Source organism: Microbispora hainanensis (assembly GCF_036186745.1).
GTDB lineage: Bacteria > Actinomycetota > Actinomycetes > Streptosporangiales > Streptosporangiaceae > Microbispora.
In genome coordinates, this window is sequence record NZ_CP108086.1 from 6,539,033 (window position 1) to 6,562,458 (window position 23,426).

The 23,426-nt window shown below is 72.0% G+C and carries 22 protein-coding genes and 1 riboswitch; of the genes, 6 read left to right on the forward strand and 16 right to left on the reverse strand.

The genetic code is table 11. The features are described 5' to 3' along the window. Positions 1-126: 126 nt before the first annotated feature. Positions 127-220, reverse strand: a riboswitch (glycine riboswitch). A 21-nt stretch (positions 221-241) separates the two neighbouring features. Further along, on the reverse strand, positions 242-937 hold the full coding sequence (locus OHB01_RS30270) for a response regulator (RefSeq protein ID WP_142646974.1): 696 nt from the start codon (positions 935-937) through the stop codon (positions 242-244). After that, positions 934-2,907, reverse strand: coding sequence for a sensor histidine kinase (locus OHB01_RS30275; protein ID WP_328709995.1), 1,974 nt, complete (start codon positions 2,905-2,907; stop codon positions 934-936). Before OHB01_RS30275 ends, OHB01_RS30270 begins: the two co-directional genes overlap by 4 nt. A 164-nt stretch (positions 2,908-3,071) precedes the next feature. On the opposite strand from OHB01_RS30275, the gene OHB01_RS30280 reads away from it, so the two are divergent. Then, positions 3,072-3,812 carry a hypothetical protein gene (locus OHB01_RS30280; RefSeq protein ID WP_142646972.1) on the forward strand — a complete coding sequence of 247 codons (741 nt, stop codon included), beginning with the start codon at positions 3,072-3,074 and terminating at the stop codon, positions 3,810-3,812. A 15-nt stretch (positions 3,813-3,827) separates the two neighbouring features. On the opposite strand, the gene OHB01_RS30285 is transcribed toward OHB01_RS30280, so the two are convergent. The 8 genes from OHB01_RS30285 to OHB01_RS30320 form a co-directional block, all read right to left on the reverse strand. Then, positions 3,828-4,445, reverse strand: a complete 618-nt coding sequence (locus OHB01_RS30285) for a MerR family transcriptional regulator (protein ID WP_260617188.1) — start codon at positions 4,443-4,445, stop codon at positions 3,828-3,830. Positions 4,446-4,600: 155 nt separating this feature from the next. Continuing rightward, on the reverse strand, positions 4,601-5,071 hold the full coding sequence (locus OHB01_RS30290; RefSeq protein ID WP_139577972.1) for a bifunctional nuclease family protein: 471 nt from the start codon (positions 5,069-5,071) through the stop codon (positions 4,601-4,603). Positions 5,072-5,147: 76 nt separating this feature from the next. Beyond that, positions 5,148-5,804 carry a MerR family transcriptional regulator gene (locus tag OHB01_RS30295; protein ID WP_142646970.1) on the reverse strand — a complete coding sequence of 219 codons (657 nt, stop codon included), beginning with the start codon at positions 5,802-5,804 and terminating at the stop codon, positions 5,148-5,150. Positions 5,805-5,823: 19 nt separating this feature from the next. Next, complete coding sequence (locus tag OHB01_RS30300) at positions 5,824-6,327, reverse strand: FHA domain-containing protein (protein ID WP_142620380.1); 504 nt, start codon at positions 6,325-6,327, stop codon at positions 5,824-5,826. A gap of 140 nt (positions 6,328-6,467) precedes the next feature. Further along, the gene (locus tag OHB01_RS30305; RefSeq protein WP_142646969.1) at positions 6,468-8,972 is read right to left on the reverse strand and encodes a mannose-1-phosphate guanyltransferase; all 2,505 of its coding nucleotides are present in this window, start codon (positions 8,970-8,972) and stop codon (positions 6,468-6,470) included. A gap of 3 nt (positions 8,973-8,975) precedes the next feature. Continuing rightward, complete coding sequence (locus tag OHB01_RS30310) at positions 8,976-9,542, reverse strand: CDP-alcohol phosphatidyltransferase family protein (RefSeq protein WP_142620378.1); 567 nt, start codon at positions 9,540-9,542, stop codon at positions 8,976-8,978. Positions 9,543-9,552: 10 nt separating this feature from the next. After that, positions 9,553-10,242, reverse strand: a complete 690-nt coding sequence (locus OHB01_RS30315; RefSeq protein WP_142620377.1) for a response regulator — start codon at positions 10,240-10,242, stop codon at positions 9,553-9,555. After that, complete coding sequence (locus OHB01_RS30320) at positions 10,239-11,843, reverse strand: sensor histidine kinase (RefSeq protein ID WP_260617187.1); 1,605 nt, start codon at positions 11,841-11,843, stop codon at positions 10,239-10,241. The genes OHB01_RS30315 and OHB01_RS30320 overlap by 4 nt, the downstream gene beginning before the upstream one ends. Positions 11,844-12,248: 405 nt before the next feature. On the opposite strand from OHB01_RS30320, the gene OHB01_RS30325 reads away from it, so the two are divergent. The 3 genes from OHB01_RS30325 to OHB01_RS30335 all read left to right on the forward strand — a co-directional run bounded on the left by OHB01_RS30325 (position 12,249) and on the right by OHB01_RS30335 (position 14,602). After that, positions 12,249-12,839 carry a class I SAM-dependent methyltransferase gene (locus tag OHB01_RS30325; protein WP_328709994.1) on the forward strand — a complete coding sequence of 197 codons (591 nt, stop codon included), beginning with the start codon at positions 12,249-12,251 and terminating at the stop codon, positions 12,837-12,839. A 38-nt stretch (positions 12,840-12,877) separates the two neighbouring features. Then, positions 12,878-14,059: an acyl-CoA dehydrogenase family protein gene (locus OHB01_RS30330; RefSeq protein ID WP_142646967.1), complete on the forward strand. Its 1,182-nt coding sequence runs from the start codon at positions 12,878-12,880 to the stop codon at positions 14,057-14,059. A gap of 120 nt (positions 14,060-14,179) precedes the next feature. Next, entirely contained in the window at positions 14,180-14,602 is a 423-nt protein-coding gene (locus tag OHB01_RS30335) for an SRPBCC family protein (protein WP_142646966.1), read from the forward strand. 174 nt (positions 14,603-14,776) lie between these two features. On the opposite strand, the gene OHB01_RS30340 is transcribed toward OHB01_RS30335, so the two are convergent. Beyond that, the gene (locus OHB01_RS30340; RefSeq protein WP_142646965.1) at positions 14,777-15,568 is read right to left on the reverse strand and encodes an enoyl-CoA hydratase/isomerase family protein; all 792 of its coding nucleotides are present in this window, start codon (positions 15,566-15,568) and stop codon (positions 14,777-14,779) included. Between the two features lie 250 nt (positions 15,569-15,818). Further along, complete coding sequence (locus OHB01_RS30345) at positions 15,819-16,517, reverse strand: gamma-glutamyl-gamma-aminobutyrate hydrolase family protein (protein WP_142646964.1); 699 nt, start codon at positions 16,515-16,517, stop codon at positions 15,819-15,821. A 297-nt stretch (positions 16,518-16,814) separates the two neighbouring features. Here OHB01_RS30345 and OHB01_RS30350 point away from each other — a divergent pair, with 297 nt between their 5' ends. Both OHB01_RS30350 and OHB01_RS30355 read left to right on the forward strand, forming a co-directional pair. Next, entirely contained in the window at positions 16,815-18,242 is a 1,428-nt protein-coding gene (locus OHB01_RS30350) for a globin domain-containing protein (protein ID WP_328854316.1), read from the forward strand. A gap of 80 nt (positions 18,243-18,322) precedes the next feature. Further along, a complete protein-coding gene (locus OHB01_RS30355; RefSeq protein ID WP_328854317.1) occupies positions 18,323-19,399 on the forward strand; it encodes an exo-alpha-sialidase in 1,077 nt (358 codons plus the stop codon). A gap of 128 nt (positions 19,400-19,527) precedes the next feature. Here the strand turns inward: OHB01_RS30355 and thyX are convergent, their stop codons facing one another. The 4 genes from thyX to OHB01_RS30375 all read right to left on the reverse strand — a co-directional run bounded on the left by thyX (position 19,528) and on the right by OHB01_RS30375 (position 23,418). After that, positions 19,528-20,310, reverse strand: coding sequence for an FAD-dependent thymidylate synthase (thyX, locus tag OHB01_RS30360; RefSeq protein WP_328854318.1), 783 nt, complete (start codon positions 20,308-20,310; stop codon positions 19,528-19,530). A gap of 133 nt (positions 20,311-20,443) precedes the next feature. Continuing rightward, entirely contained in the window at positions 20,444-21,223 is a 780-nt protein-coding gene (locus tag OHB01_RS30365) for an ABC transporter permease (protein WP_142646960.1), read from the reverse strand. Next, positions 21,220-22,110, reverse strand: coding sequence for an ABC transporter ATP-binding protein (locus tag OHB01_RS30370; protein ID WP_142646959.1), 891 nt, complete (start codon positions 22,108-22,110; stop codon positions 21,220-21,222). The genes OHB01_RS30365 and OHB01_RS30370 overlap by 4 nt, the downstream gene beginning before the upstream one ends. A gap of 81 nt (positions 22,111-22,191) precedes the next feature. After that, a complete protein-coding gene (locus OHB01_RS30375) occupies positions 22,192-23,418 on the reverse strand; it encodes an amidohydrolase family protein (protein ID WP_328709991.1) in 1,227 nt (408 codons plus the stop codon). Positions 23,419-23,426 lie beyond the last annotated feature (8 nt).

A 23,426-nucleotide genomic window follows, 5' to 3' on the forward strand; every position in this document is an offset into this window, starting at 1 on the left:
GGCGCGGCGGTCGTGTAGCGGTCTCCCCCTCTGTCATCGGACCTGAGAGCTTCACCGGGCCGTCGGGCCCGGCTTTCCCCTTCGGTGAGGCGCCGCCTGGCCGGCGGGCCTGCTTTTCAGAGTCGCCTCGTCCGTGCGGTACGGATGCCTGAGAGATTCCGGGGAGGTTTGCTCCTTCGGCGCCCCTTCGAAGATCAGGGGTCTCTCCCGCACGAGGTCGTCGGCCGTTCCACTCTACCGGCTACCCCGGATCGGCCCGACTCGCACCCTGCTCGAGATCGGCGCCGAGACCGGCCTGGCGGGCGCGGACGATGGCCTCGGCCCGGTCGGCGACCGCCAGCTTGGCGAAGATGGCGGTGATGTGGTTGCTGACGGTCTTGCCGCTGATGGCCAGATGCCGGGCGATCGCCGCGTTGGACCGGCCGGCCGCGATGATGTCGAGGACCTCCCGTTCGCGGGCGGTGAGCTCGGGAAAGGGCTCCGGGGCCGGCGCGCGAGAGGCCCCGGCGGCGAAGAAGTCGATGATCCGGCGGGCCACGCTCGGGCCGAAGACGGCATGTCCGGCCGCGACAGAGCGGACCGCCCGGACGATCTCCTCCTGCTTCGCGCCCTTGACCAGGTATCCGAAGGCTCCGGCGCGCATCGCGGCGAACACCGACTCGTCGTCCTCGAACATCGTGAGCACGAGCACCCGGGTGGCGGGCACCGCGCGCACGATGGCCCTGGTGGCCTCCACCCCGTTGACGCCCGGCATGTGCAGGTCCATGACCACGACGTCGGGGCGCGTGAGCTGCACCTCACGACGGGCGGCGTCGCCGTCGCCGGCCTCGCCCACCACCTCGATGTCCGGCAGCGACGTCACGAGGGCACGCAGGCCTTCCCGCATCAGCGGGTGATCGTCGACGACGACGATCCTGATCGGTTCCCCGGCGCTCATGTCTGCTCCAGTGGAAGGCGGGCGTGGACGCGGCCGCCGCAGTCGGTGGGGCCGGCGGTGAGCGTACCGCCCAGTTCGCCGGCCCGCTCGTGCATGGAGCGCAGACCGACGCCGTGCGGCCACGCTCCGGCGCCCCCGGAGCCGTTGTCGCTCACCTCCACATGCAGGGCGGCGTGGTCGGCGCGCAGGGAGACCCGGCACGCCGTCGCCCCGCCGTGGCGCAGCGCGTTGGTGACCGCCTCGGTGGCGATGCGATAGGCGGCCACCTCCACCCCGGCGGGCAGCGGCGGCAGGCCGTCCGGGGCGTCGATCGTGACCACGTACCCGGCGTGCTCGTGCCGCCACGAGTCCTGGGCGCGCTGGCGGAGCGCGCCCAGCAGTCCGAGCTCGTCGAGGGCGGGCGGCCGCAGGTTGTAGACGAGCCGGCGGATATCGGCGATCGCGGCGGTCAGGTCGGCGCGCAGGTCGAGCAGGAGCCGTGCGCTCCGCTCGGGATCGGTGTGACGCAGGTTGTGGGCCGCGTCGGCCTTGAGGGTCACCGCGGTGAGCACGGTGCCGAGGCCGTCGTGCAGATCGCGGCGCAGCCGCCGGCGTTCCTCCTCCCGCGCGGCCACGATGCGCGTGCGGGACTCGCCCAGTTGCTCGGACAGGCGCACCGCCTGCAGGGCCAGGCCGACCGGGGCGGCCAGCAGTTCCAGGGCGCGCCGGTCGGCGCCGGACAGCCGGCTCTCCCCCGCCCTCAGCCCGACGAGCAGGTCCGCGGGCGGCCCGTCGGCCACCTCCAGCGACACCGTGTGCCGCCGCCGCGGTGACCGGCCGTACGTCGCGACCAGCCGCCCGTCGGAGGCGACCGCGGCGTACGGCAGCCGCAGCGCCTCGCACACGGCTCGCAACACCCCGTCCAGGCCGGCGCCGAGCCGCAGGCCGACCCGGGCGGCGGCCGCCACAGGATCGCGGCGCTGGCCGTACATGACCCGGTCCACCAAGGACTGCACGGCCGAACGGGCGGGCGCGAAGGCGAGAGCGACAACCGCGGTCGCGATCAGCGGGGCGGCCGACAGCCGGTCCCGCGCCAGCGCGGACAGCCCCGCGACGATGCCCAGGTAGGCCAGCACGACGCCGAGCGTGAGCACCCCGTACACCAGCGAGCGGTTGACGATCAGCTCGATGTCGTACAACCCGTGGCGCAGGATCGCCACCGTGGCCGCGGCCGGGATCAGCGGCAGGGTCAGCAGGAACAACACCGGCCCGTCGGTCGTCACGATCCGCTGCGCGTTGAGCGCGGCGAACAGCCCCACGGCCCACAGCAGCCACATCAGCTGCTGCCGCGGCACCCCGCGGGACCGGCGGACGCGCAGGACGAGCGCGCCGAGGGAGGCCAGCAGCACCAGCGCGGCGACGGCGGCGAACACCGGAATCAGCCGCTGGGCGACCTCGCCCACGATGACGGGCAGCATCGGCTCCTCCGCGGCCGGCCCGTCCCCCGCCGGCCCGGCCGCCACGGACAGGGTCGGGATGGGCGTGAACGGCAGGACGGCGAGGGTCGCGACGGCCAGCGGCCGCCAGCGCCGCGACAGCGGCCTGCCGTCGGGGAACAACTGCACGATCAGCGGAAGGCAGACGACCGGCGCCGGGATCCACGCGGTGATGCCGAACAGCTCGACCGCCCGCGCCCACGCCTCCGGCAGCCCGACCGCGTCGGTGAGCAGCCCGAGGCAGGCCACGCTCAGCGTGTAGCAGGCGCCGTACGCCACGAACAGCAGCCCGATGCGGTGCCCGGGACGGTGGGCGAGCACCAGCGCGCCGAACGTGGTGAAGGTCAGCGCCTGCGCGCTGTTGGTCAGCAGGTAGGAGTCGTCGGCCGCGTCGGCGAAGGTGAGCCCGCCGAGGAACCACGACACCCACGCCGCCACCACCACGACGGCCGTGAGGGTGAGCACCGCGACCGGGCCGGCCCGTCTGACTGCCATGCGCTCATCATCCGATCCCGGCGCTCCCATCGGCCATAGGAGCGTGCTCCCGGATCACGGGGTGCACGGGACTGGAATCGGGACCACGCCCCCACGACGAAGGGAGCCGTCCGCGCCCATCCTCGGACTCGATCGGACAACTCCCGGACTCTCGGAGGATCATCATGCAGCCGGACACCGACGCCCGCGCCGCCGCCACCCCGCGGAAACCGCCGCGGGACGTGCGCGGCTTCTGGCGGGTGCTGCTCGCCGTCGTCGCCCCGCTCCCCATGCTCGGCATGGGCCTCAACTATCTGTTCAGCTCCGTGGACGGCGGCGAGTCGTTCGAGGCCACGGTCGCGGCGTACGCGGCCCACGAGCAGGCCGCGGGCGTGCTCCGATGGTTCGCCCTGCCGTTCCTGGTCGGGCTGATCCCGGCCACCTTCGCCGTGGCGTGGGTGGCCCGTCGCGGCGCTCCCAGGCTCACCACGGCGGGTGCCCTCCTCGCGTTGCTCGGCGACCTGGCCGGCTTCCCCCTGATCCGTGGCGGCGACGACCTCGCGTACCTGACGGTGACGAGGCACTTCGACGTGGCGACCATGGCGAGGATTCAGAACGCGCTCGAGGACGACCCCGTACAGCTGGTGGCGAGCCTGCTGTTCATCGTGGGCATCGTCGTCGGCCTGCTGCTGCTCGGCCTGGCGCTGTGGCGCAGCGGCGCGGCGCCGGCCTGGATGGGGGTCCTGCTCGCGGCCGGCGGGTTCACCCATCCGTTCATGCCCGGCCACACCGCGTCGGGCATCGGCCTGCTGGTCACGGCCGTGGGCTTCGCCGGCGCGTCCGTCGCCCTGCTGCGCATGCGTGACGACGAGTTCGACCTGCCCCCGGTCAGGCCCGGCACGCGCGCCCGACCGTCGAACCTGTGATCGCCGGGCATCCGCTCAGCCGGTCCTGCGGGCCTTTCTCCGGCGGGCCAGCTCGTCCGCGGGATGGTCCCCCTCCGCATCCGGAGCGGCCTCCGCCCGCTCGCCCGGAAGCTCGGCCAGCGATCCCTCGACCTCCCGCCAGACCCTCCCGAGCGCGATGCCGAACACGCCCTGGCCGCCCTGCAACAGGTCGATCACCTCGTCGGCGCTCGTGCACTCGTAGACGCTCACGCCGTCGCTCATCAAGGTGATCTGGGCCAGGTCGTTGACGCCGCGGTCGCGCAGGTGCCGTACGGCGGCGCGTATCTGCTGGAGGGAGACGCCCGTGTCCAGAAGACGTTTGACGACCTTCAGGACGAGGATGTCGCGGAAGCTGTACAGTCGCTGGGACCCGGATCCCTGGGCGGCCCTTATCGTCGGGAGCACCAGTTCGGTCCGGGCCCAGTAGTCGAGCTGCCGGTAGGTGATCCCGGCCGCCGCGCACGCCGTGGGGCCGCGGTATCCGATGCCCTGGGGCAGCGCCGTCGGCTGCTCGTCGAACAGCAGACCCTGTTCGCCGGCGCGCTCGCGCGCCGCCTGCCGAACCGGGTCGTGCTGGCCGGCCGACTTACCCTCGCCGCTGCTGACCGCCACTGCGGACCTCCGGCTTTCTCTCATCCCACGGTCTGATCTGGGGGTTCGTGAATTACAACCGTGGTTTCCCTTGCACCGTAGGACCGGGGCCATCGTCAGTCAACGACCCCGTCCGGCGCGTCGTGAAGCGTAATCTCCCGAAATCGTCCGGCACGTCAGCCCGCCCGGCCGAAGTCTTCCGGTGTGATTTTGTCCAGGAACTCGCGGAACTTCTCCACTTCGTCCTCCTGGTCGTCGGGCATGCTGACGCCCGCCTCCTGGATCACGTCCTCACTCGCGTAGATCGTCGCACCCGTACGCAACGCCAGCGCGATCGAGTCCGATGGACGCGCGCTGACCTCCACGCCGTTGGAGAAAACCAGATCGGCGAAGAAGATTCCATCGCGGAGCGCGACGATGTTGACGGTGCGCAACCGCACCCCCAAGGCCTCAAGAACGTCACGGAACAAGTCGTGGGTCAGCGGCCGGGGCGGCGGCTCCTCCGCTTGGGCCAACGCGATAGCGGTCGCCTCGGTCATGCCTATCCAGATCGGCAGATACCGATCACCGCTCGTCTCCTTCAGGAGAACGATCGGCTGGTTGGTGGGCATCTCAACGCGAACCCCCACGACCTCCATCTGCAACACGGGCGGCTCCGTCTCAAGCGTCGCGGCATATCACCAGGCATTCAACGTAACACCCACGGAGGTGCGGATGTGCCGGTCACCGCCCCAGAACGCCGCGAACACTCCCACGCAGTAACGCATTGTGAAGTTCCTGGAGAAGTCCGGAGATCTCCCGGGCGGTCTCGTCCGCCTCGGCGATCGCCCCCGGCGCCTTGCGCCGCAGCAGCGGGGCCACCGCCTGCTCGATGAGACCGGCCTCCCGCTCCACCACGGCGCGCACCGCCCTCAGGTGACGCGCCTGCAGGCCGAACCGCGCCAGCGCCCCCACGCTGCGCGCGATCTCCAGCGCCTCCCCGTCGTAGCGGCGCGCCACGGCGGCGACCAGGCCGTAGCTCTCCATCTCGGCCAGGGTCTCCTCGTCGATGCCCGCGGCCTCGATGAGCTCCTCCCGGCTGAGACGCACCGGCGGGGTGCCGGCGGACACGTCGTGCGGGCGTGCCGCCTGCTCGTCCAGCTGATCCTTGATCACCCGGAGCGGCAGGTACTGGTCACGCTGCGCACGCAGGATGAACCGCAGGCGCTCGACGTCCTTGTAGGTGAACTTGCGGTAGCCCGACGGGCTCCGCTGGGGCTCGATCAGCCCCTCACCCTCCAGAAACCGGATCTTGGAGACGGTCACGTCCGGGAACTCGCCCTGCAGCAGGGCGAGCACCTCCCCGATGCTCATGAACGCCCGTACGGCCTGCGCGCTCATGACTCCTCCTCCTCACCGATCACAGCCCTCCGGGACCACGTGTGAGGAACACCAGCCGGAACTTGCCGATCTGCACCTCGTCGCCGCCCTGCAAGGGGCACTCCTCGATGCGCTCCCGGTTGACGTAGGTGCCGTTGAGGCTGCCCACGTCACGCACGGTGAACTGGCCGCCGCGCCGGTAGAACTCCACGTGTCTCCTGGACACCGTCACATCGTCCAGGAAAATGTCGCTTTCCGGGTGGCGACCCGCCGTAGTGAGGTCGCTGTCGAGCAGAAATCGGCTCCCCGCGTTCGGGCCCCGCATGACCACCAGAAGAGCGGTGCCCGGCGGCAGCTGCTCGACCGAGGCCCTGTCCGGCAGAAGCGTCTGGCCCGTCTCCGCCTCAAGCGCCTCGAGAGAGATCGTCGAGGTCGTGTCGGCTGCGACGGGCGCCGGAGCGCTCAGCGGCGAACCGCATCGTGAACAGAAACGGGCATCCTCGGGGTTGGCATGACCGCACTGCGTGCAGTAGACGCTGGGCATCGAACGGCTCGGCCTCTCTCACGACTTGCTCTAGGACTGGCTCAAACTGCGAATGCCGCAACTTACGCTGATCAGGCACAAAGGTCAAGACCGCGGCTGGGCGTGGACTGACCAACGCTACAGCCAGCGGACGTTCAATGTCATCTAGCTCCGGCCGCTTGTTCGACGACATGAGCCCAGCGCTCCAGGAGGGCCTGAGCGGTGTCCATGTCGTGGCCCTCGGCCCACAGGTGGGTGACGGCCTCGGCGGGGTCGGGCAGGACGAGTGCCCAGCTCCCGTCGTCCTCCACGACCCGGACGCCGTCGGTGGTGTCCAGGCGGTGGCCCTCCGCGGCCTCGACGACCGAGCGCATCACGGCCCCCTTGTGCGCCCAGGGCGTGGGAACGGTCCGTTTGAGCAGCTTGGCCTCGGGGATGCGGGCGTCGATCTGGCTGAGCGACAGCCGGGTGCGCGCGACCAGGCCGAGCAGGCGCAGGAACACCGCCAGGCCGTCCACGGTGGGCGCGAACTCCGGGACGATGAAGCCGCCCTTCCCGTCGCCCGCGAAGATCATGTCGGGGTGCCGGGCCGCCCGGGTCAGGGTGTCGAGGCTCGTGGCCGTCCAGTCGACCTGCACGCCGTGGAAACGGCACACCATCTCCGCCACCCGGGTCGTGGTGACCGGCAGGGCCACCCTGCCGCCCCGGCGCTCGGCCGCCACCAGGTCGAGCACCACGAGCAGCGCCCGCTCCTCGCTGATCAGCTGGCCCATCTCATCGACGAGCGAGACCCGCTCGCCCACCGGGTCGAACCGTACGCCGAAGGCGGCCCGCGCCGACGCCACCAGGTCGGCCAGGCGCTGCAGGTCGCGGCGGCGCTCGGCGATCGTCTCGGTGGGCGACGCGTCGTCGAGGCGGTTGTTCACGGTCAGCACGTCGACCCCGGCCCGGCCCAGCAGGCTCGGCAGCACCAGCGAGGAGGTGCCGCCCGCGCAGTCGACCACGACCTTCATCTCGGCGTCCTTCACCCCGGACATGTCGATGCAGGCCAGCAGCTCCCTGGCGTACGTGTCGACGGCGCGGGCCGGGAAGGTCAGCTCGGCGATCTCACCGGGAAAGGCGCGCCGGTATTCCTGCCGGGAGAAGACCCGCTCCAGCTTGCGCTGGGCCGCCTGGGACAGGTCGGCTCCCGTCTCGTCCATGAACACGATGTCGACGCTCTGGGGGTCGCCCGCCGTGGTGCGCACGGCGATGCCGCCCCGGACGTTCTCCCGCGAGGTGTTGAACCTGGCGACGGGCAGGGCGGCGGCCTCCAGGTCGACCACGTTGATCGCGCTGGAGTTCAGCGCGCTGATCACCGCCCGCTTGAGCGCCCGCGCCGCGCGCGAGGCGTCGCGGGAGGTGACGACCGTGTCGCCCTTGCGCAGCGTCGTGGCGTACGCGCTGGCCAGCCGTACGCACAGCTCCGGGGTGATCTCGACGTTGACCAGCCCGGAGACGCCCCGGGGGCCGAACAGGCTGCGCTGGCCGCGCGACTCCCAGATGACGCTGGTGTTGACGACCGAGCCCGCCTCGATCGTCTTGAACGGGTAGATCTTCACCCCGGAGGAGACGTACGCCTCGGACTCGATGACGCACTCGTCGCCTACGACGGCGTTCTCCTCGATCCTGGCGCCGGTCATCACGTCGGTGTTCTTGCCGATCACGCAGCCGCGCAGGTGGGCGGCCGGGCCGACGTACACGTTGTCGCTGACCACGGCGCGGTGCAGGAAAGCGCCCTCCTTGACGACGGCGTTGCTGCCGAGCACGGTGTACTCCCGCAGCTCGGCGCCCGCCTCGACCTTGGCGTAGTCGCCGATGTAGAGGGGGCCCTTCAGCACGGCCTCGGGGTCCACCGAGGCGCCCTCGGCGGCCCACACGCCGGGCGCCAGCTCGAACGCGTCGAAGTCGACCTTGACCTTGCCCTCCAGCACGTCGGCCTGCGCCTTGAGGTAGCTCTCGTGCGTGCCGACGTCCTCCCAGTAGCCGTCGGCCACGTAGCCGAACAGCCGGCAGCCGCGTTCGAGCATCCGGGGGAAGACGTCGGACGACCAGTCGACCGACTGGCCGGGGGCGATCTCGTCGAGGACCGACGGCTCCATGATGTAGATGCCGGTGTTGACCGTGTCGGAGAACACCTGGCCCCAGGTGGGCTTCTCCAGGAAGCGCTGGATGCGGCCGCTGTCGTCCACGATGATGATCCCGAACTCCAGCGGGTTGGGCACGCGCTTGAGCCCGATGGTGACCAGCGCCCGGTTCTCGCGGTGGAAACGGAGCATGTCGGTCAGGTCGATGTCGGTGAGCGCGTCGCCGGAGATGACCAGGAAGCGGTCGTCGCGGAGCTTGTCGGCGGCGTTCTTCACGCTGCCCGCCGTCCCGAGGGGGACCTCCTCGGTGGCGTAGTGGAGGGTCATCCCCAGCTCGTCGCCGTCGCCGAAGTAGTTGCGGATCAGCGCGGCCAGGAACTGCACCGTCACCACGGTCTCGGTGAACCCGTGCCGCTTGAGCAGCCGGAGCACGTGTTCCATGATCGGCCGGTTGATGATGGGGAGCAGGGGCTTGGGCTGGTTCGCGGTCATCGGCCGTAGCCGTGTCCCCTCCCCGCCCGCCATGACGACGGCCTTCACGGGTCACCCCTTCGTTAGCTGGCGCACCTGTACGACATACAACACCCCCGCCCACCAATACAGACCAGTTCCCCAGATGGCGAAGGCCCATCCGAAGATCGCGGCAATCTCGGCGTACCATCCCTCGTGCGAGGCGAGGAACAGCAGCGGGAACGCGTACATCAGGGCGGCGGTGCCCGCCTTGCCCAGGAAGTGGACGGGCAGCGCGGGGCCGTATCCGTGCCGCCGCAGCACGGGCGGGATCCACAGCATCAGCACGTCGCGCAGCGGCACCGCGAGCGCCAGCCACCAGGGGACGGCGCCGCGCAGCACCAGGCCGAGCAGGGTCGCCAGGATGTAGAGCCGGTCGGCCAGCGGGTCGATGAGCCGGCCGAGCCGGCTGATCTGGTTCCAGGCGCGGGCGAGCTTGCCGTCGAGCCAGTCGCTCACGCCGGCGAGCGCCAGCAGCGCGATCGCCCACCCGTCGGCGTGGGGACCCAGCACGAGCCAGAGGAAGACGGGGACGCCGAGCAGCCGCAGGGCGCTCAGCAGGTTGGGCACCGTCCAGATCCGGTCCTCGGCAGCGTTCACGCCCCAGACCCTACATGCCGCTCTCCCGGTCGTTCCGGGCAGGAGCCACGGGGTTGAACCCGGTGTCGACCAAGCCGAACCGGTGCGCCATCACCGCCGCCTGGGTGCGGTTGCGCAGCCCCAGCTTGTCGATGAGCGCGGCGACGTGACTCTTGACCGTCGTGACCCCCACGTGCAGCCGGTCGGCGATCTCGGCGTTGGACAGGCCGACCCCGACCAGGGTGAGCACCTGCGCCTCACGCTCGGTGAGGCCCGGCGGGAGCGGCACCGCCTGCCGCTCGGCCGCCAGGGCCCGTTCGACGACGCGCCGCAGCACCGACGGCGCGAGCGGGGGCTCCCCCGTCGCGGCCCGCCGTACGGACTCGACCATCCGGGCGGGCGGGTCGTCCTTCACAAGGAACCCGAGCGCGCCCGCGCCAAGCGCGGCATAAAGGTTCTCGTCCTCGGAGAACGTCGTGAGCACGACGATCCGGGCGGACGGCTGGGCGGCGAGGATCCTGCGGGTGGCCTCCAGGCCGTCGACGCGCGGCATCCGCAGGTCCATCAGCACCACATCGGGGCGGTGCCGCTCGGCCAGCCGTACGGCTTCCGCCCCGTCGGCGGCCTCCCCGCACACCTCCATGTCGCCGGCCGCCTCCAGCATCATCCGGACGCCCGCCCGCACCAGGGCCTGGTCGTCGGCGACCACGACCCGGATCACGCGAGCCTCCCGGAGACGCGGCACGCCGGCCGGTTCTCGCCCGGCACCGGCAGCGAGGCGGTCAGCCGCCAGCCGCCGCCCTCGGCCGGGCCGGCGGTGACGTGCCCGCCGAAGGCGCGGGCCCGCTCCCGCATGCCCGCGATGCCCTGGCCGTGGGACGGCAGCACGTCCGGGGCGCCGGACGTGCCGGGACCGTTGCGCACCTCGACCGTGAGCGCGTCCGGGCGCATCGCCACGTCGACCTCCGCCCGGGCTCCCGGCCCGGCGTGTTTCAGCACGTTCGTCAGCCCCTCCTGGACGATCCGCGCCGCCGAGGCCAGCACCACCAGCGGGGCCCGCTCCGCCTCGGGCGCGAGACGCAGATCCACCCGCAGGCCGGCCGTCGTCATCCGGGACACGGCGTCGCGCAGCACGTCGCCGGGATCGGCCAGCATGTTCGCGAGCATGAGATCGGACCCGAGCGCCTCGCCGGGGTCGCGCAGCACGGACAGCAGGCCGCGCAGGTCCTCGAGCACGCGGTGGCCGGTGTCCCTGATGTCGGCCAGCGCCTCGGCGGCCGGGCCGTCGGCCCCCGCGTACTGCGCGGCGCTCGCGCGCAGCACCATCGCCCCCACGTGGTGGGCCACGATGTCGTGCACCTCGCGGGCGATCCGCTCCCGCTCGGCGAGCCGGGCGGCCCTGGCCCGCTCCGCGGACAGTTCGGTGGCGTGCCTGGCCTGGGCCTGCCGTACGCCGACGTAGCGGCCGATCGCCACGGGCGCGGTCACCATGGTCATCAGCGCCACCGTACGGAACGGGGTGATGTCGCCCGGGTCGTCCACGATCACGATCGCGGCGACCGAGCAGGTCAGGGCGTACGCCGCGGCGACCCACGGCCAGGTGGCGCGGGTCGCGAACACGCCGAGGGCCACCAGGGCGAGCAGCTGGAGGCTGTTGCCGGTCCTCGGGACGTACTGGTCGGCCACCACGAGCGCGACGCTCTCCAGCAGCAGGACCGCGCCGGGCAGGTGCCGCACGACGCCCAGGGCGAGCCCCGAGAGCATCACCCCGAGCGCGACCGCCCACACGGGCGGCTCGCCGCTGTGCCAGTAGGGCCAGGTGGTCAGCACCGACAGCGCCACCCCGCCGCCCGCGAGCAGCAGGTCGAGCAGCGGCGCGGGGTCCTCCCTGCGGCGCCCCTCCTGGCCGCGCAGGTAGCGGCCGATCAGCACCGGGGCCGCGATCAGCCCGACGGAGTAGAACCAGGTGTTGCTCGTCAGCGCGACGCCGGGATCGGCGAGGTTCACACCGGTCGCGGCGGCGGCGAGCACGGCGGCCGGCGCCGTCCAGCCCCAGCCGCGCGACCGGGCCAGCACGCCCACCGAGATCGGCAGCAGGACCTGGAGGGTGTTGACGGTGAACGCGCCGAGCTGGTCGCAGATCACCAGCAGCACGGACAGATAGACGGCCACAGGGCCGGGCCATCGGCGCAGCAGGCCCATCGGCAGCCCGGCGAGCAGGGCGAAGCCCATCCCCACCCACACCGGGACCGGGGAGCTCCCGTCGCCAGAGAAGCCCCAGGAGCCGGCGCTGACGAGCACGTCGAACGCGGTCCCGGCCACCGCGAGGCCGATGTCGAGGGCCGTGCCGCGTGAGAGCGCGAGGGGCCGGCCGGCGAGGGACCGATCGGTGGGGGGACGGTCGGTGGGGGGACGGTCTGTGAGGGGAGAGTCCGCGATGGGAGAGTCTGTTTGGGGACGGTCTGTGCCAGGAGAGTCCGTGACGGGAGTGTCTGTTGGAGGACGGTCTGTGAGGGGGCGCCGGGCGACGAACCGGCGCGCCGAGTGCCACCGCATGAGGGAACGCTACCGCCCGTCCGGGTGGAAACCCGTCCTCCGGCCGGAGGAGGCCTCTCCTCCTTCTGGCCGCTTCCGCCCGCCGATGGGCCGTACGCGGTGATCCGCCTGGCCGCCAGGTCGGTCCGTACGGCGGGCGAACCAGGCCGTCCGCGGCCATAGCGTCGCGGCATGGCGAACGAAACAGCGGTCTTCTTCGGGCAGTTCCTGCGCTCCCCCGCCGTGACCGGGGCGGTCGCGCCCAGCTCACGGCGGCTGTCGGAGGCGGTGTGCGTGCCGGTTCCGGAGCGCGGCGACCCCGTCGTGGTCGAGCTGGGGCCGGGCACGGGTCCCTTCACCGCCGAGATCCAGCGCCGCATCGGCGGGCGGGGGCGGCATCTTGCGGTCGAGATCAATCCGCGGCTGGCCGGTCATCTCGGCGCCCGCTATCCGGGGGTCGAGCTCGTGGTCGACAGCGCCGCGCGGCTGCCCGAGCTGCTCGCCGGCCGGGGCGTGGCCGCCGCCGACGTGATCGTGAGCGGGCTGCCCTGGGCGGCGTTTCCCCCCGCCCACCAGGCGGACCTGCTGCGGGCCGTGGTCGCCTCGCTCGCGCCGGGGGGCGCGTTCACGACGTTCTCCTACGTGCACGCCCGCCTGCTGCCCGCGGCCCTGCGGTTCCGCCGCAGGCTGGGCGAGGCGTTCGAGGAGGTCGTGGCCGGGCGCACGGTGTGGCGGAACCTGCCGCCCGCCTTCGTCTACCACGCGCGCCGCCCCCGCCGATGATCTCGCGGCCCGCCGAATGACGTTCTAAAGTGACGGGCATGGACTTCACGCTGCCGGAGAGCGCGCAGGCGGTGCGCCGGGGCATCGCGGACATCTGCTCGCGATACGACATGGACTACTGGCAGCGCTGCGAAGCCGAAAAGCGCTGGCCGGAAGAGGTGTGGGCCGAGCTCGCCAAGGGCGGCTGGCTCGGCCTGGCCGTACCCGAGGAGTACGGCGGAGCCGGGCAGGGCCTGCTGGAGCTGGCCGTGGCCACCGAGACGCTGTCGGCCTCCGGCTCCGCGGGCGGTTCCGCGTTCATGTACGTGCTGACGCCGGGGTTCGGGGCGCTGACGCTGGCCAGGCACGGCTCGGCCGAGCAGAAGGCCGCGCTGCTGCCGAAGTTGGCGACGGGCGAGGTCGAGACCTGCTTCGCGCTGACCGAGCCCGACGCCGGGTCCAACTCGCTGGCGATCTCGACCTTCGCCCGCAGGGACGGCGACGACTTCGTCGTCAACGGCCAGAAGATCTGGATCACCGGGGTCCAGCGGGCCTCCTGGATGCTGCTCGTCACCCGGACGATCCCGGCGGCGGAGGCCAGGCCGCGCAGCGACGGGCTGACGGTGTTCCTGGTGAACGTGCCGGAGGCGGTGGCGGCGGGACAGCTGTCCTACCGGCCGATCCCCAAGATGGGCGCGAACACCACGCCGTCCAACATGGTCTTCATCGACGACCTGCGGCTGCCCGCCTCCAGCGTGGTCGGCGAGGTCGACCGGGGGGTGGCCGTGCTGTGGGACGTGCTAAACCCCGAGCGGATCCTCCTGGCGGCCAGCGCCCTCGGCGGGGCCGAGGTGGCGCTGCGGGTGGGCGTCGACTACGCGAAGCAGCGGGAGGTCTTCGGCCGGCCCATCGGGGCCAACCAGGCCGTCGCGTTCCCGCTCGCCCAGGTCAAGGCCAAGATCGAGCTGGCCAGGCTGATGCTGTACAAGGCGGCATGGTCGTTCGACAACCACCTGCCCTGCGGCACGGAGGCCAACATCGCCAAGCTGACGGCCTCGCAGGCCGCGTGGGAGGCCGCCGACGCGGCGTTCCAGACCCACGGGGGCATGGCGTACTCGCTGGAGTATCCCGTCGCCCGGCTGCTGGCCGACGCCAGGATCGGCCGGATCGCGCCGGTGACCGAGGAGCTGCTGCTCAACTATCTGGCCACCCAGGTGCTCGGCCTGCCCAGGAGCTTCTGACCGCATCTGATCGGCCTTCGACCGCCTCCGGATCGCCTCCCGACCGCCTCCCGACCGCCTCCGGCCGCTTGCGCGCCGCTGTCGCGGGGCACCTACTTGAGGCAGCGGAAGGAGTCACACATGCGCGGTCCGTACGCCAGCACGGTGATCAACGCGGACGCCGGGGACGTCTGGGCGTTCCTGCGCGAGTTCGGCAACCTCCACGAATGGCTGCCGGGCGTGGCCACCTGCGAGATCGAGGAGGGCGCACCGCTCGCCCCGGGAGCGGTGCGGCGGGTCGAGGGGGCGGGCGGGGTGTTCCGTGAGCGGCTGCTGACCCTCGACGACGAGGCCCGTACGTTCACCTACGCGATCATCGAGTCGCCGCTGCCGATGCGCGACTACCACGCGACCTGCCGGGTCGCCCCGGTGACGGACTCCGGGCAGGCGTTCGTGGAGTGGCACGCGACCTTCGAGGCCGACGACCCCGAGAAGATCGCCAAGATCCTCACGCGGGGCGTCTTCGTCCCCGGCCTGGAATCGCTCCGCAAACGCTTCGGCTGAGCGTGCCGGACGAATCCCGGCCCTGCTGCGCGTGACCCGGGCCCGCCACGGGCAGCGTGTGCCGGATGCTCCCCGAGTCGTCTCACCACCTGCTTCCGGGGCCGATGCCCGGCCGGTTTCAACGGCGATCAAGACCCAGGCCACTCGGTCAGGGCACGGCCTGCCGGTCGGCGCTCACGGCTCCGGCCGGAAGCGGGGCGGGCGCTTCTCGCGCAGGGCCCGCACGCCCTCGGCGGCATCGGGGCCGGTGAAGCCGAGGAACTCCATGGCCAGCGAGGCGTCGAACGACGGCCCGGCCATGCGCAACCAGTTGTTCAGCGCGTATTTGGTCAGCCGGATCGCCTCGGCCGACCCGGCGGCCAGCCGTGTCGCGATCTCCAGCGCCCTGTCGTGGACCTGGTCGTCGTCGACGCACAGGCTCACCAGCCCCATCGCCTCCGCCTGCTCGCCGGTGACCGGCTCGCACAGCAGCAGGTGATATTTCGCCTTCGCCATCCCGCACAGGAGGGGCCAGATGATCGCCGCGTGGTCGCCCGCCGCGACGCCCAGCCGGGTGTGGCCGTCGATGATGCGGGCCGTCCGCCCGGCCACCGAGATGTCGGCCAGGAGCGCGACGGCCAGCCCCGCCCCCACCGCCGGGCCCTGGATCGCCGAGACAACCGGTTTGGAGCAGTTGAGCACGTTGTAGACGATGTCGCGGGCCTCGGCGAAGACCTCCAGGCGCGTGGCGTGGTCGCGGATCATCTCCTCGATCATCGACAGATCGCCGCCGGCCGAGAACGCCTCGCCCTCCCCGCGTATGATCACCGCCCTGACCTCGTCGTCGCGGTCGACGTCGCGCCAGATCTCGGCCAGCTCCCGGTGGCCGGTGCGGTCCACGGCGTTGCGCCGCGACGGCTCGCTGATCACGACGCGCAGCACGCCGTCGGCGGCCCAGCCGACCTTCAGCTTCTCGTACTCCCTCACGACGCCACTCCTCGCCTGATCCCTGCGGCCGGGGGTCGCGGACCACCGCCGCCCGGGGGAACAGCATGTGGCTAGGGTCCTCCCGCCCGGGGACGCATCGCCATGCCCCGCACAGTAACAGCGCCCGCCGACAGGACCACCGAAGCGGCCGCGGCGCGCTTCCCCGGCCGCCCGCGCCGCCTCCGGCCCCTGACGCCGCCTCACGCCGTCCGCGGTGGCCGCGCCGGCCCGGGACACGGTCCGTACGAGGTCAGGGGCGGGCCGCGTCCACCAGGGCCTCGACCAGGCGGTTGTCCGCGCCGCGCTCGGGGTGCCACTGGACGCCGACGGCGAACCGGTGCCCCTGCAGCTCGACGGCCTCGACGATCTGGTCGTCCGCCCACGCCACCGCGATCAGGCCGGTGCCGAGCCGCCGGACGGCCTGGTGGTGCGCGCCGGTCACCTCCGCGCGGTCGCCCACGGCCTTGCCGACCTTGCTCGACACGCTCACCGTGACCACGTGCGCGGCCGTCGCGTGACGGTTGTGGCCGACGGACTCCCGCAGCGACGTGATCAGCGTGCCGCCCTGGGCGACGTTGAGCACGTGCATGCCGCGCGATATCGCCAGCAGCGGCACGTCCGCCTCCACCGCCGCCTGCGCCAGCGCCGTCTCGAACCGGTCGCGCTGGGGCTGCGGCCCGCCGAACCCGTCGTCGTCCGGCTCCCCCGCCGCGACCTCGCCGTACAGGGCCGGATCGACCTCGACGCCCCCGGCGAGGATGACCGCGTCCAGGCGGCGAATGTAGTCACCGGCGGACACGGGGCTCAACGGCGGCAGCAGGACGGGCGCGCCGCCGGACTTCTCCACCGCGCGCGCGTACGCCTGGGGCGAGATCGCCGCCTCACGGACCCACGTGCCCCAGCGCGCGGCCTCTAGATAGGTGGTGATGCCGACGATGGGACGCGCCATGGCCAATCTCCTGAAGGTGTGCGTGCAGGCAGGCCCCATCATGTCGCAGATCGTTTTCCCTTTTGTCACTTTTCACATCAGTCACACGAGTCACACGGAGGGCGTCACGAAAAATAACGAAGTGTTCACAGTCGGTTGCCTTGCGGGGAATCGGTTGTGACGCCCGAGAGCGAGTGAAACACTCACCGTTGAGCGATCGGTTGAGCCGGGGCCGCCGCCGCTCGTCACCCGGAGCCGTCAGGGAGGTGGATCGACAGACCGGAGCACGCTTCCGGTCCCTAGGGTGGGACACAACTGATGCCGCTGAATCCGCGCCTCGTCAAGGAGAGCTTCTCGGTCGTCGAGCCCGTCGCCGGGAAGGCCGCGGGATATTTCTACGGACGACTGTTCACGCACTGCCCGCAGATGCGGGGCATGTTCCCGCCGGGCATGGAGGTGCAGCGCGACCGGCTCTTCAACGCGCTCACGAGGATCGTCTGGATGCTCGACAGCCCCGAGGGGCTGGCGTCCTATCTCGCCCAGCTGGGGCGGGACCATCGCAAGTACGGCGTGTCCCCCGAGCACTACAAAGTCGTGGGAAACGCCCTCCTCGCCACGATCAGGCACTTCGCCGCCGAGATCTGGACCGACGAGATCGAGGCCGCCTGGACCGAGGCGTACGCCATGGCGGCGAAGATCATGATCGACGCTGCCGACGCCGAGACCACGCCCGCCTGGTGGCTGGCGGAGGTGATCGACCACGAACCACGCACCAGGGACATCGCGGTGCTCACGCTGCGGCCCTCGCAGCCCATGGACTTCGTCCCCGGGCAGTACGTCACGGTGCAGACGGCCAGATGGCCACGCGTGTGGCGGCGGTTCTCCATCGCCAACGCGCCCCGCGCGGACGGCACGCTCCGCCTGCACGTGCGGGCCGTGCCGGGCGGCTGGGTGAGCACGGCGCTGGTCCGCCACACCCGTATCGGCGACCAGCTCCTGCTCGGCCCGCCGGTCGGCACGATGACGCCGCCCGAGCCGGGCCGCGACGTGCTCTGCGTCGCGGGCGGCACCGGCCTCGCGCCGCTCAAGGCCGTCATCGAGCACGTCATCGCCTCCGGCGAGCGCCCGAACATCCACCTGCTGTTCGGCGCCCGCCGCGCGTGCGACCTGTACGACATGCCGGACCTGGCGAGGATGGAGGCCGCCTTCCCCTGGCTGCGGGTCGTGCCGGCGGTCTCCGACGACCCGGCCTACGACGGGATGCGCGGCCGGCTTCCCGACGTGGTCGAGAGGTTCCACTCCTGGGCCGACCACGAGGCGTACGTCTGCGGGCCTGCGGCGATGGTGAACGAGACCGTACGGCGCCTGCAGATGTCGGGCGTGCCGCTCGCGCGGATCCACCGCGACCCGATACACAGCGACGCCGTGCCCGGCGACCCATCACCGGGCCGCATGGTGCACGGCGGCACGGTGCACGGCGGCACGGTGCACGGCGGCACAGTCCATGGCGGCGCGGTTAACAACGACACGTTGGCACACGGCGGCGCGGTCCACGACACGTTGGCGCCCGGCGACCCGGTACATGGCGACCCCGTGCATGGCGACCCCGTGCATGGTGACCCCGTGCATGGTGACCCCGTGCATGGTGATCCCGTGCACGGCGTCCCGGCGCATGGTGATCCGGTGCATGGCGTTCCTGCGCATGGTGATCCGGTGCGCGGCGGCACGGTCCGCAGCGAGGCTTGACCGGAACAGCGGGCGAGGTGGAGGGTTTCCTGGCAGGATTCGAATCGAAAGCGTGATCGAAATCGGCACAGGGAGGACATATGTCCGCACTACTCGCCATCGGGACTCGCAAAGGATTGTTCCTCGCCCGCTCCTCCGACGGCGGCTCGTTCGAGGTCGAGCCCGTGCGGTTCTCCACCATCGGGGTCCACTCGGTCGCGATCGACACCCGCGGCGGCACCCCTCGGCTCCTCGCCGGGATCGAGTACGGCCACTTCGGCCCGTCGGTGATGTGGTCCGACGATCTCGGCGAGACCTGGGAGGAGGCGACCTCCCCGCCGGTCGCCTTCCCCGAGCGCACTGGTGCCGCGCTGGCGCGGGTGTGGCAGCTCCAGCCGTCGCCGTCCGAGCCGGACGTGGTCTGGGCGGGCGCCGAGCCCGCCGCGCTGTTCCGGTCGGAGGACCGCGGGGCCACCTACACCATGGTCGACGGCCTGTGGGACCACCCCACCCGGTCCCAGTGGCAGCCCGGCGGCGGTGGCCTGTGCCTCCACACGGTGATCCCCCACCCCTCCGACCCGCGGCGCATCGCGGTCGCCGCCTCCGCCGTGGGGTTCTTCCGCAGCGACGACGCGGGGGCCACCTGGCGGCCGTCCAACAAGAACATCCGCGCGCCCTTCCTGCCTGAGGGCGCGCAGTATCCCGAGTTCGGGCAGTGCGTGCACAAGGTCGCCCAGCATCCCTCGGTGCCCGACCGGCTCTACCTGCAGCACCACTTCGGGGTCTACCGGTCCGACGACTTCGGCGACTCCTGGACCGAGATCGGGTCGGGCCTGCCCTCCGACTTCGGGTTCCCGATCGCGGTCGACCCGGACGACCCGGACCGGCTCTACGTCTTCCCGCTGCACGGCGACGTCGACCGGACGCCGCTCGATCACCGCTACCAGGTGTTCCGCAGCGACGACGCGGGGGCCACCTGGCAGGGCTTCTCGGCGGGGCTGCCCGAGGGCCCGGTGCACTCCTCGGTGCTCAGGGACGCGATGTCCGCCGGGCCTGCCGGGGTGTTCTTCGGCACCCGGGACGGCGAGGTGTACGGCTCGGCCGACGCGGGCGAGACCTGGTCGCTGATCGCCCGTCACCTGCCCGACGTCCTGTGCGTACGGGCGGCCGTCCTCTGACCGCACCATCGCCCCGCGGCGCCCTTCGGGGCGGCCGCGGGGCGAACACGCGCGCGGCCGCCCGCGGCCTCGGCGCCTTCCGGCGGCTCACGCTCCGGCGGCTCCCCGGCGGGCCGGACTTCGGCGGTTCAGACCTTCCGGTAGCCGGGCACCCAGGCGCCGTCCTCGACGACGTAGTCGCCGAACAGGGCCGGGGCCTCCTCCCGCATGATCTCCCCGATGCGGTTGAAGACGAGGCGGATCTCCTCCTCGGCCCCGGCGGCCGTACGGGCCTCGATCGTGTGCCGCAGGGTGCGCACGTTGGCCGTCCAGACCAGGCCGGTCGCGACGCCCTCGGGGGCGAAGCGGCGCATGAACGAGGTGCGGTGCTTCTTCTCGGGGAAGGGCACGCCGTCCTCGTCCAGCCCGAAGTGGGCCGCCATCCACTTCTGGAACTCCTCCATGCGGTCGAGCATCTCGGTCGCCCGCTTCATCAGCTCGGCGTCCTCGCGCGCCCACTCGGGGATCCAGAACGGGATGTCGCTCAGCCGGACGTAGCGCAGCGACTCCTGCGAGATCGCCACCCCGGGCCGGTGCCGTACGAGCTCGTGCGTGAGCACCCGCGAGACGTTGTGCAGCACGAAGCTGAAGCTGAGGTGTTCGAGCACGCTGCCGTGCGCGCTGGCCAGGATGTTGCGCAGGTACGCGTCCTGGTCCTGCCGGATCCGGGTCACATTGGGGTTCAGGCCCGGCTCGAACGAGCGATAGCACAGCCGCCCGGCGAACTCCGCCAGGTTCTGGGCGTCGAACTCGCCCCGCTCCAGCCGATCAAGCCAGCTCTCCCCGCCGATCTCGTGCAGATAGCGGGCCAGCTCGTCGTAGTCGATAGACGGTTTGGCGACGAGGAAGACCTCGGGCTCGACGCTGCGCATTCACATTCCCCGTGAAGTGGTTGCCGATGGATGACCGTCCAAGCAAACCAGCTCGGGCCCACGATCGCGACCCGGCCCCCTCCCCCCGGACCCCCGGCAGAGGTCCGGGGGTCGGCCCCCGGGTGTCAGCGCCTCAGGTGATGTCGCGGCGGACCGTGGTGGCTGTGGCGACGGCGGCGAACAGCAGGCCATAACCGACCAGGACGATGGCGCCCGCCCAGGCGGGCAGCCATTCCGGCCTGCCCAGGCCGGTGTCCACGTCGATGCTCATCAGCGCCTGCGCGGCCCCGCCCGGCAGCCACTTGCCCACCGAGTGCAGGGCCGGGATGCCGGTGAAAATGCCTTCGATCACATACGCCCAGACGACCGCGGCGACGATGCCGGCGATCTGGTTGCGGACGAGCGCCCCCAGCCCGATGCCGAACACCGCGTACAGCGCGAGCGTCACGAGGACGCCGAGACTGATCTGCGGGATGCGCGAGGCGGACAGGGAGAACTCGCCCCCGGACAGCGTCACGGCCGGGATCACCGTGACCGCCTGGAAGACCAGCACGGCCACCGCGAACAACGCGCCCACGACCAGCCCGGCCACCACCTTGGCGGCGATCACCAGGCCCCGCCGCGGGGTGGTGAGAAAGGTGCCGGTGATCGTCTGGTAGCGATATTCGGAGGTCATCATGACGACGCCCAGGATCATCACGAAAATCCCGCCGCTGGACGCGCTCGACCAGGCGATCTCGGCCCACTCCGCGGTGTCCCGCGCGGGCAGCGCGCTGCCGTTCTGGTCCACCCCCGCGAACGCGATGAGGAAGGCGATGCCCACCCCGACCAGCACCAGCATGACGAGCAGCATGATCCACCACAGTCTCGTGGTGAACAGCTTGCGCAGCTCCGCCTTGACGAGCCCGCTCATCGCCCCTCCGTCAGATCGAGGAAGACCTTGTGCAGACCGGACCGCTCCTGTGCCACCTCGGTGAGCACGACGCGCCGATCCAGAGCGACCCGGCCGACGGCCTCCGGGTCCAGCCCGCGCACGCGCAGCAGGCCGTCCTCGACGTGTTCGACCACGCCGCCCGCCGCTTCGAGCGCGGGGGCGAGCTCGGCGGCCTGGGCGGCACGCACCCGTACGGCGTCCGCGCCGTCGCTGGTGAGCTCGGCCAGGCTGCCCTGGCGCACCAGGCGGCCCCTGGCGATGATCACCACGTTGTCGACCGTCTGCTCGACCTCGGCCAGGACGTGGCTGGAGAGGAGCACCGCCGCTCCCTGGTCGTGGGCGAGGTGGCGCAGGAACCCGCGCAGCCACTCGATGCCCGCCGGGTCGAGGCCGTTGGCGGGTTCGTCGAGGATGTACACCCGGGGCCGGCCGAGCAGGGCGGAGGCGAGCGCGAGCCGCTGCCGCATGCCCAGCGAGAAGCCGCTCACGCGCTTTCCGGCGGCGTCCGCGAGACCGACCTGTTCCAGCGCCTCGTCCGCACGGGCGTCGGGCAGCCCGGCGGCCGTGCACAGGACGCGCAGGTGGTTACGGGCGGTGCGGCCGGGATGGAAGCTCGTGGCCTCCAGTACGGCGCCGATTTCGGCCACCGGATTGGCGAGCGTGACATAACGCTCGCCGTTCACGAGCGCCTCGCCGGAATCGGGCGTGACGAGGCCGAGCAGGCAACGGAGCGTGGTCGTCTTGCCGGCTCCGTTCGGGCCGAGATATCCGGTAACGGATCCGGCCTCCACGCTGAACGAAACGCCGTCCACGGCCTTGACCGGCCCGAACGACTTCACCAGATTTCTGATCTCAATGGCAGCCATCGGGCGCGATTATTCCGCGCAACAGATCGGAAATCATCCTCACAAAGGAGGATCGTTTCGGCTGGGATGAAATCATCAATTTCAGAGGCGATAAACCCGGCGCGCGTTTCCAGAGCCGATCATGTGGGCGATCCGGGCGGCGTCGGCCACGCTCCACTCGCCCTCGGCGATGCGGTCGGCGAGCACGCGGGCCAGGCCGCGGCGATGGCAGAGCGCGGCCAGGAAACACAGCTCGGCGGCGCCGTGGCAGCCGGAGCCGTACATCTGCTTGTGGAACGGCGCGAGTTCGAGCAGCTCGCGCAGCACCTGGGCGGAGCCGGCGGCGGTGTGGGCGACGGCGGGCCCGGCGTCCACGTACACGTGCGGGAAGGCGCCCGCCAGGTACGCCGCCTGGCGGTGATAGGGGTAGCAGTGCAGCAGGACGACGGGCACCCCGAGCGGGGCGAGGGCGCGGACGAAGCCGGTCAGCAGCGCGGGGTCGGCCCGGTGGCCGATCCCGACGCCGGACGGGCCGCCGCCGGACAGCCCCCAGCCCGACATGCTCAGGCCCGACAGGCCCCAGCCGGACAGGCCGCAGTGGAACTGCACCGGCAGGCCCCGCTCCCTTGCCACGTCGACCGCCGCCCAGAGCAGGTGCCGTACGAGGACGGGGTCGTCCAGCCGCGACTTGGGGTCGGCGAGCCTGCGGCCGGCCGCCGCGATCACGCTGCCGCGCGAGGGCCGGGAGGGATCGAAGCCGAGGCCGCAGTGGTGCGCCGCGACCGACTTGAGCGCGGTGGCGCGGGCCGCGCGGGCGGCGAGCTCGTCCCGCAGCAGCCCGGCGTAGTCGGCCGCCGGAAGCCCGGCCTCGGCGACGTCCTGCTCGACCTGTTCGAGCCGCACGATCTCGTCGGCGGCGGCCGAGCCGAGACGCCCCATCTCGGCGGGTGAGAGCAGCCCGGGGACGTCGAGCCCGGTGTCGACCAGGAAGGCCGACACCCCGGCACCGCGCAGCAGCCGCCGGTTGACCTCGGCCGCGCCGAGCTCGGCGCGGCGCGACAGGTAGACGGTGGCCGATGCGTGCGGTTCCAGGCCGAGGACCGGCGCGCACCAGCGGCGGATGGCGGCGCCTGCCGGGGTGTCGAAGTGGGTGGTGCCCGGGGGTGCGGGCGTGCCGCCCTCGCCGATGAGCTGCTCGAATCCCGACCTGGTGGTGTCGTCGCGGCGCACGCCGCAGCAGTGCTGGTCGACCATGGGCGCGAGCAGGGCGGCGCGCACCGCGTCGGGAAGGGGCATGGGCAGCATGTCGTGTGATCTCGGCTCCGGCACGGCAGTGG

What these genes read in the sequence shown, in the direction of transcription:
- OHB01_RS30270 (WP_142646974.1), bottom strand. Translation starts at nt 937, where the DNA reads ATGAGCGCCGGGGAACCGATCAGGATCGTCGTCGTCGACGATCACCCG.
- OHB01_RS30275 (WP_328709995.1), bottom strand. Translation starts at nt 2,907, where the DNA reads ATGGCAGTCAGACGGGCCGGCCCGGTCGCGGTGCTCACCCTCACGGCC.
- OHB01_RS30280 (WP_142646972.1), top strand. Translation starts at nt 3,072, where the DNA reads ATGCAGCCGGACACCGACGCCCGCGCCGCCGCCACCCCGCGGAAACCG.
- OHB01_RS30295 (WP_142646970.1), bottom strand. Translation starts at nt 5,804, where the DNA reads ATGAGCGCGCAGGCCGTACGGGCGTTCATGAGCATCGGGGAGGTGCTC.
- OHB01_RS30300 (WP_142620380.1), bottom strand. Translation starts at nt 6,327, where the DNA reads ATGCCCAGCGTCTACTGCACGCAGTGCGGTCATGCCAACCCCGAGGAT.
- OHB01_RS30325 (WP_328709994.1), top strand. Translation starts at nt 12,249, where the DNA reads ATGGCGAACGAAACAGCGGTCTTCTTCGGGCAGTTCCTGCGCTCCCCC.
- OHB01_RS30330 (WP_142646967.1), top strand. Translation starts at nt 12,878, where the DNA reads ATGGACTTCACGCTGCCGGAGAGCGCGCAGGCGGTGCGCCGGGGCATC.
- OHB01_RS30335 (WP_142646966.1), top strand. Translation starts at nt 14,180, where the DNA reads ATGCGCGGTCCGTACGCCAGCACGGTGATCAACGCGGACGCCGGGGAC.
- OHB01_RS30345 (WP_142646964.1), bottom strand. Translation starts at nt 16,517, where the DNA reads ATGGCGCGTCCCATCGTCGGCATCACCACCTATCTAGAGGCCGCGCGC.
- OHB01_RS30350 (WP_328854316.1), top strand. Translation starts at nt 16,815, where the DNA reads ATGCCGCTGAATCCGCGCCTCGTCAAGGAGAGCTTCTCGGTCGTCGAG.
- OHB01_RS30355 (WP_328854317.1), top strand. Translation starts at nt 18,323, where the DNA reads ATGTCCGCACTACTCGCCATCGGGACTCGCAAAGGATTGTTCCTCGCC.
- thyX (WP_328854318.1), bottom strand. Translation starts at nt 20,310, where the DNA reads ATGCGCAGCGTCGAGCCCGAGGTCTTCCTCGTCGCCAAACCGTCTATC.
- OHB01_RS30365 (WP_142646960.1), bottom strand. Translation starts at nt 21,223, where the DNA reads ATGAGCGGGCTCGTCAAGGCGGAGCTGCGCAAGCTGTTCACCACGAGA.
- OHB01_RS30370 (WP_142646959.1), bottom strand. Translation starts at nt 22,110, where the DNA reads ATGGCTGCCATTGAGATCAGAAATCTGGTGAAGTCGTTCGGGCCGGTC.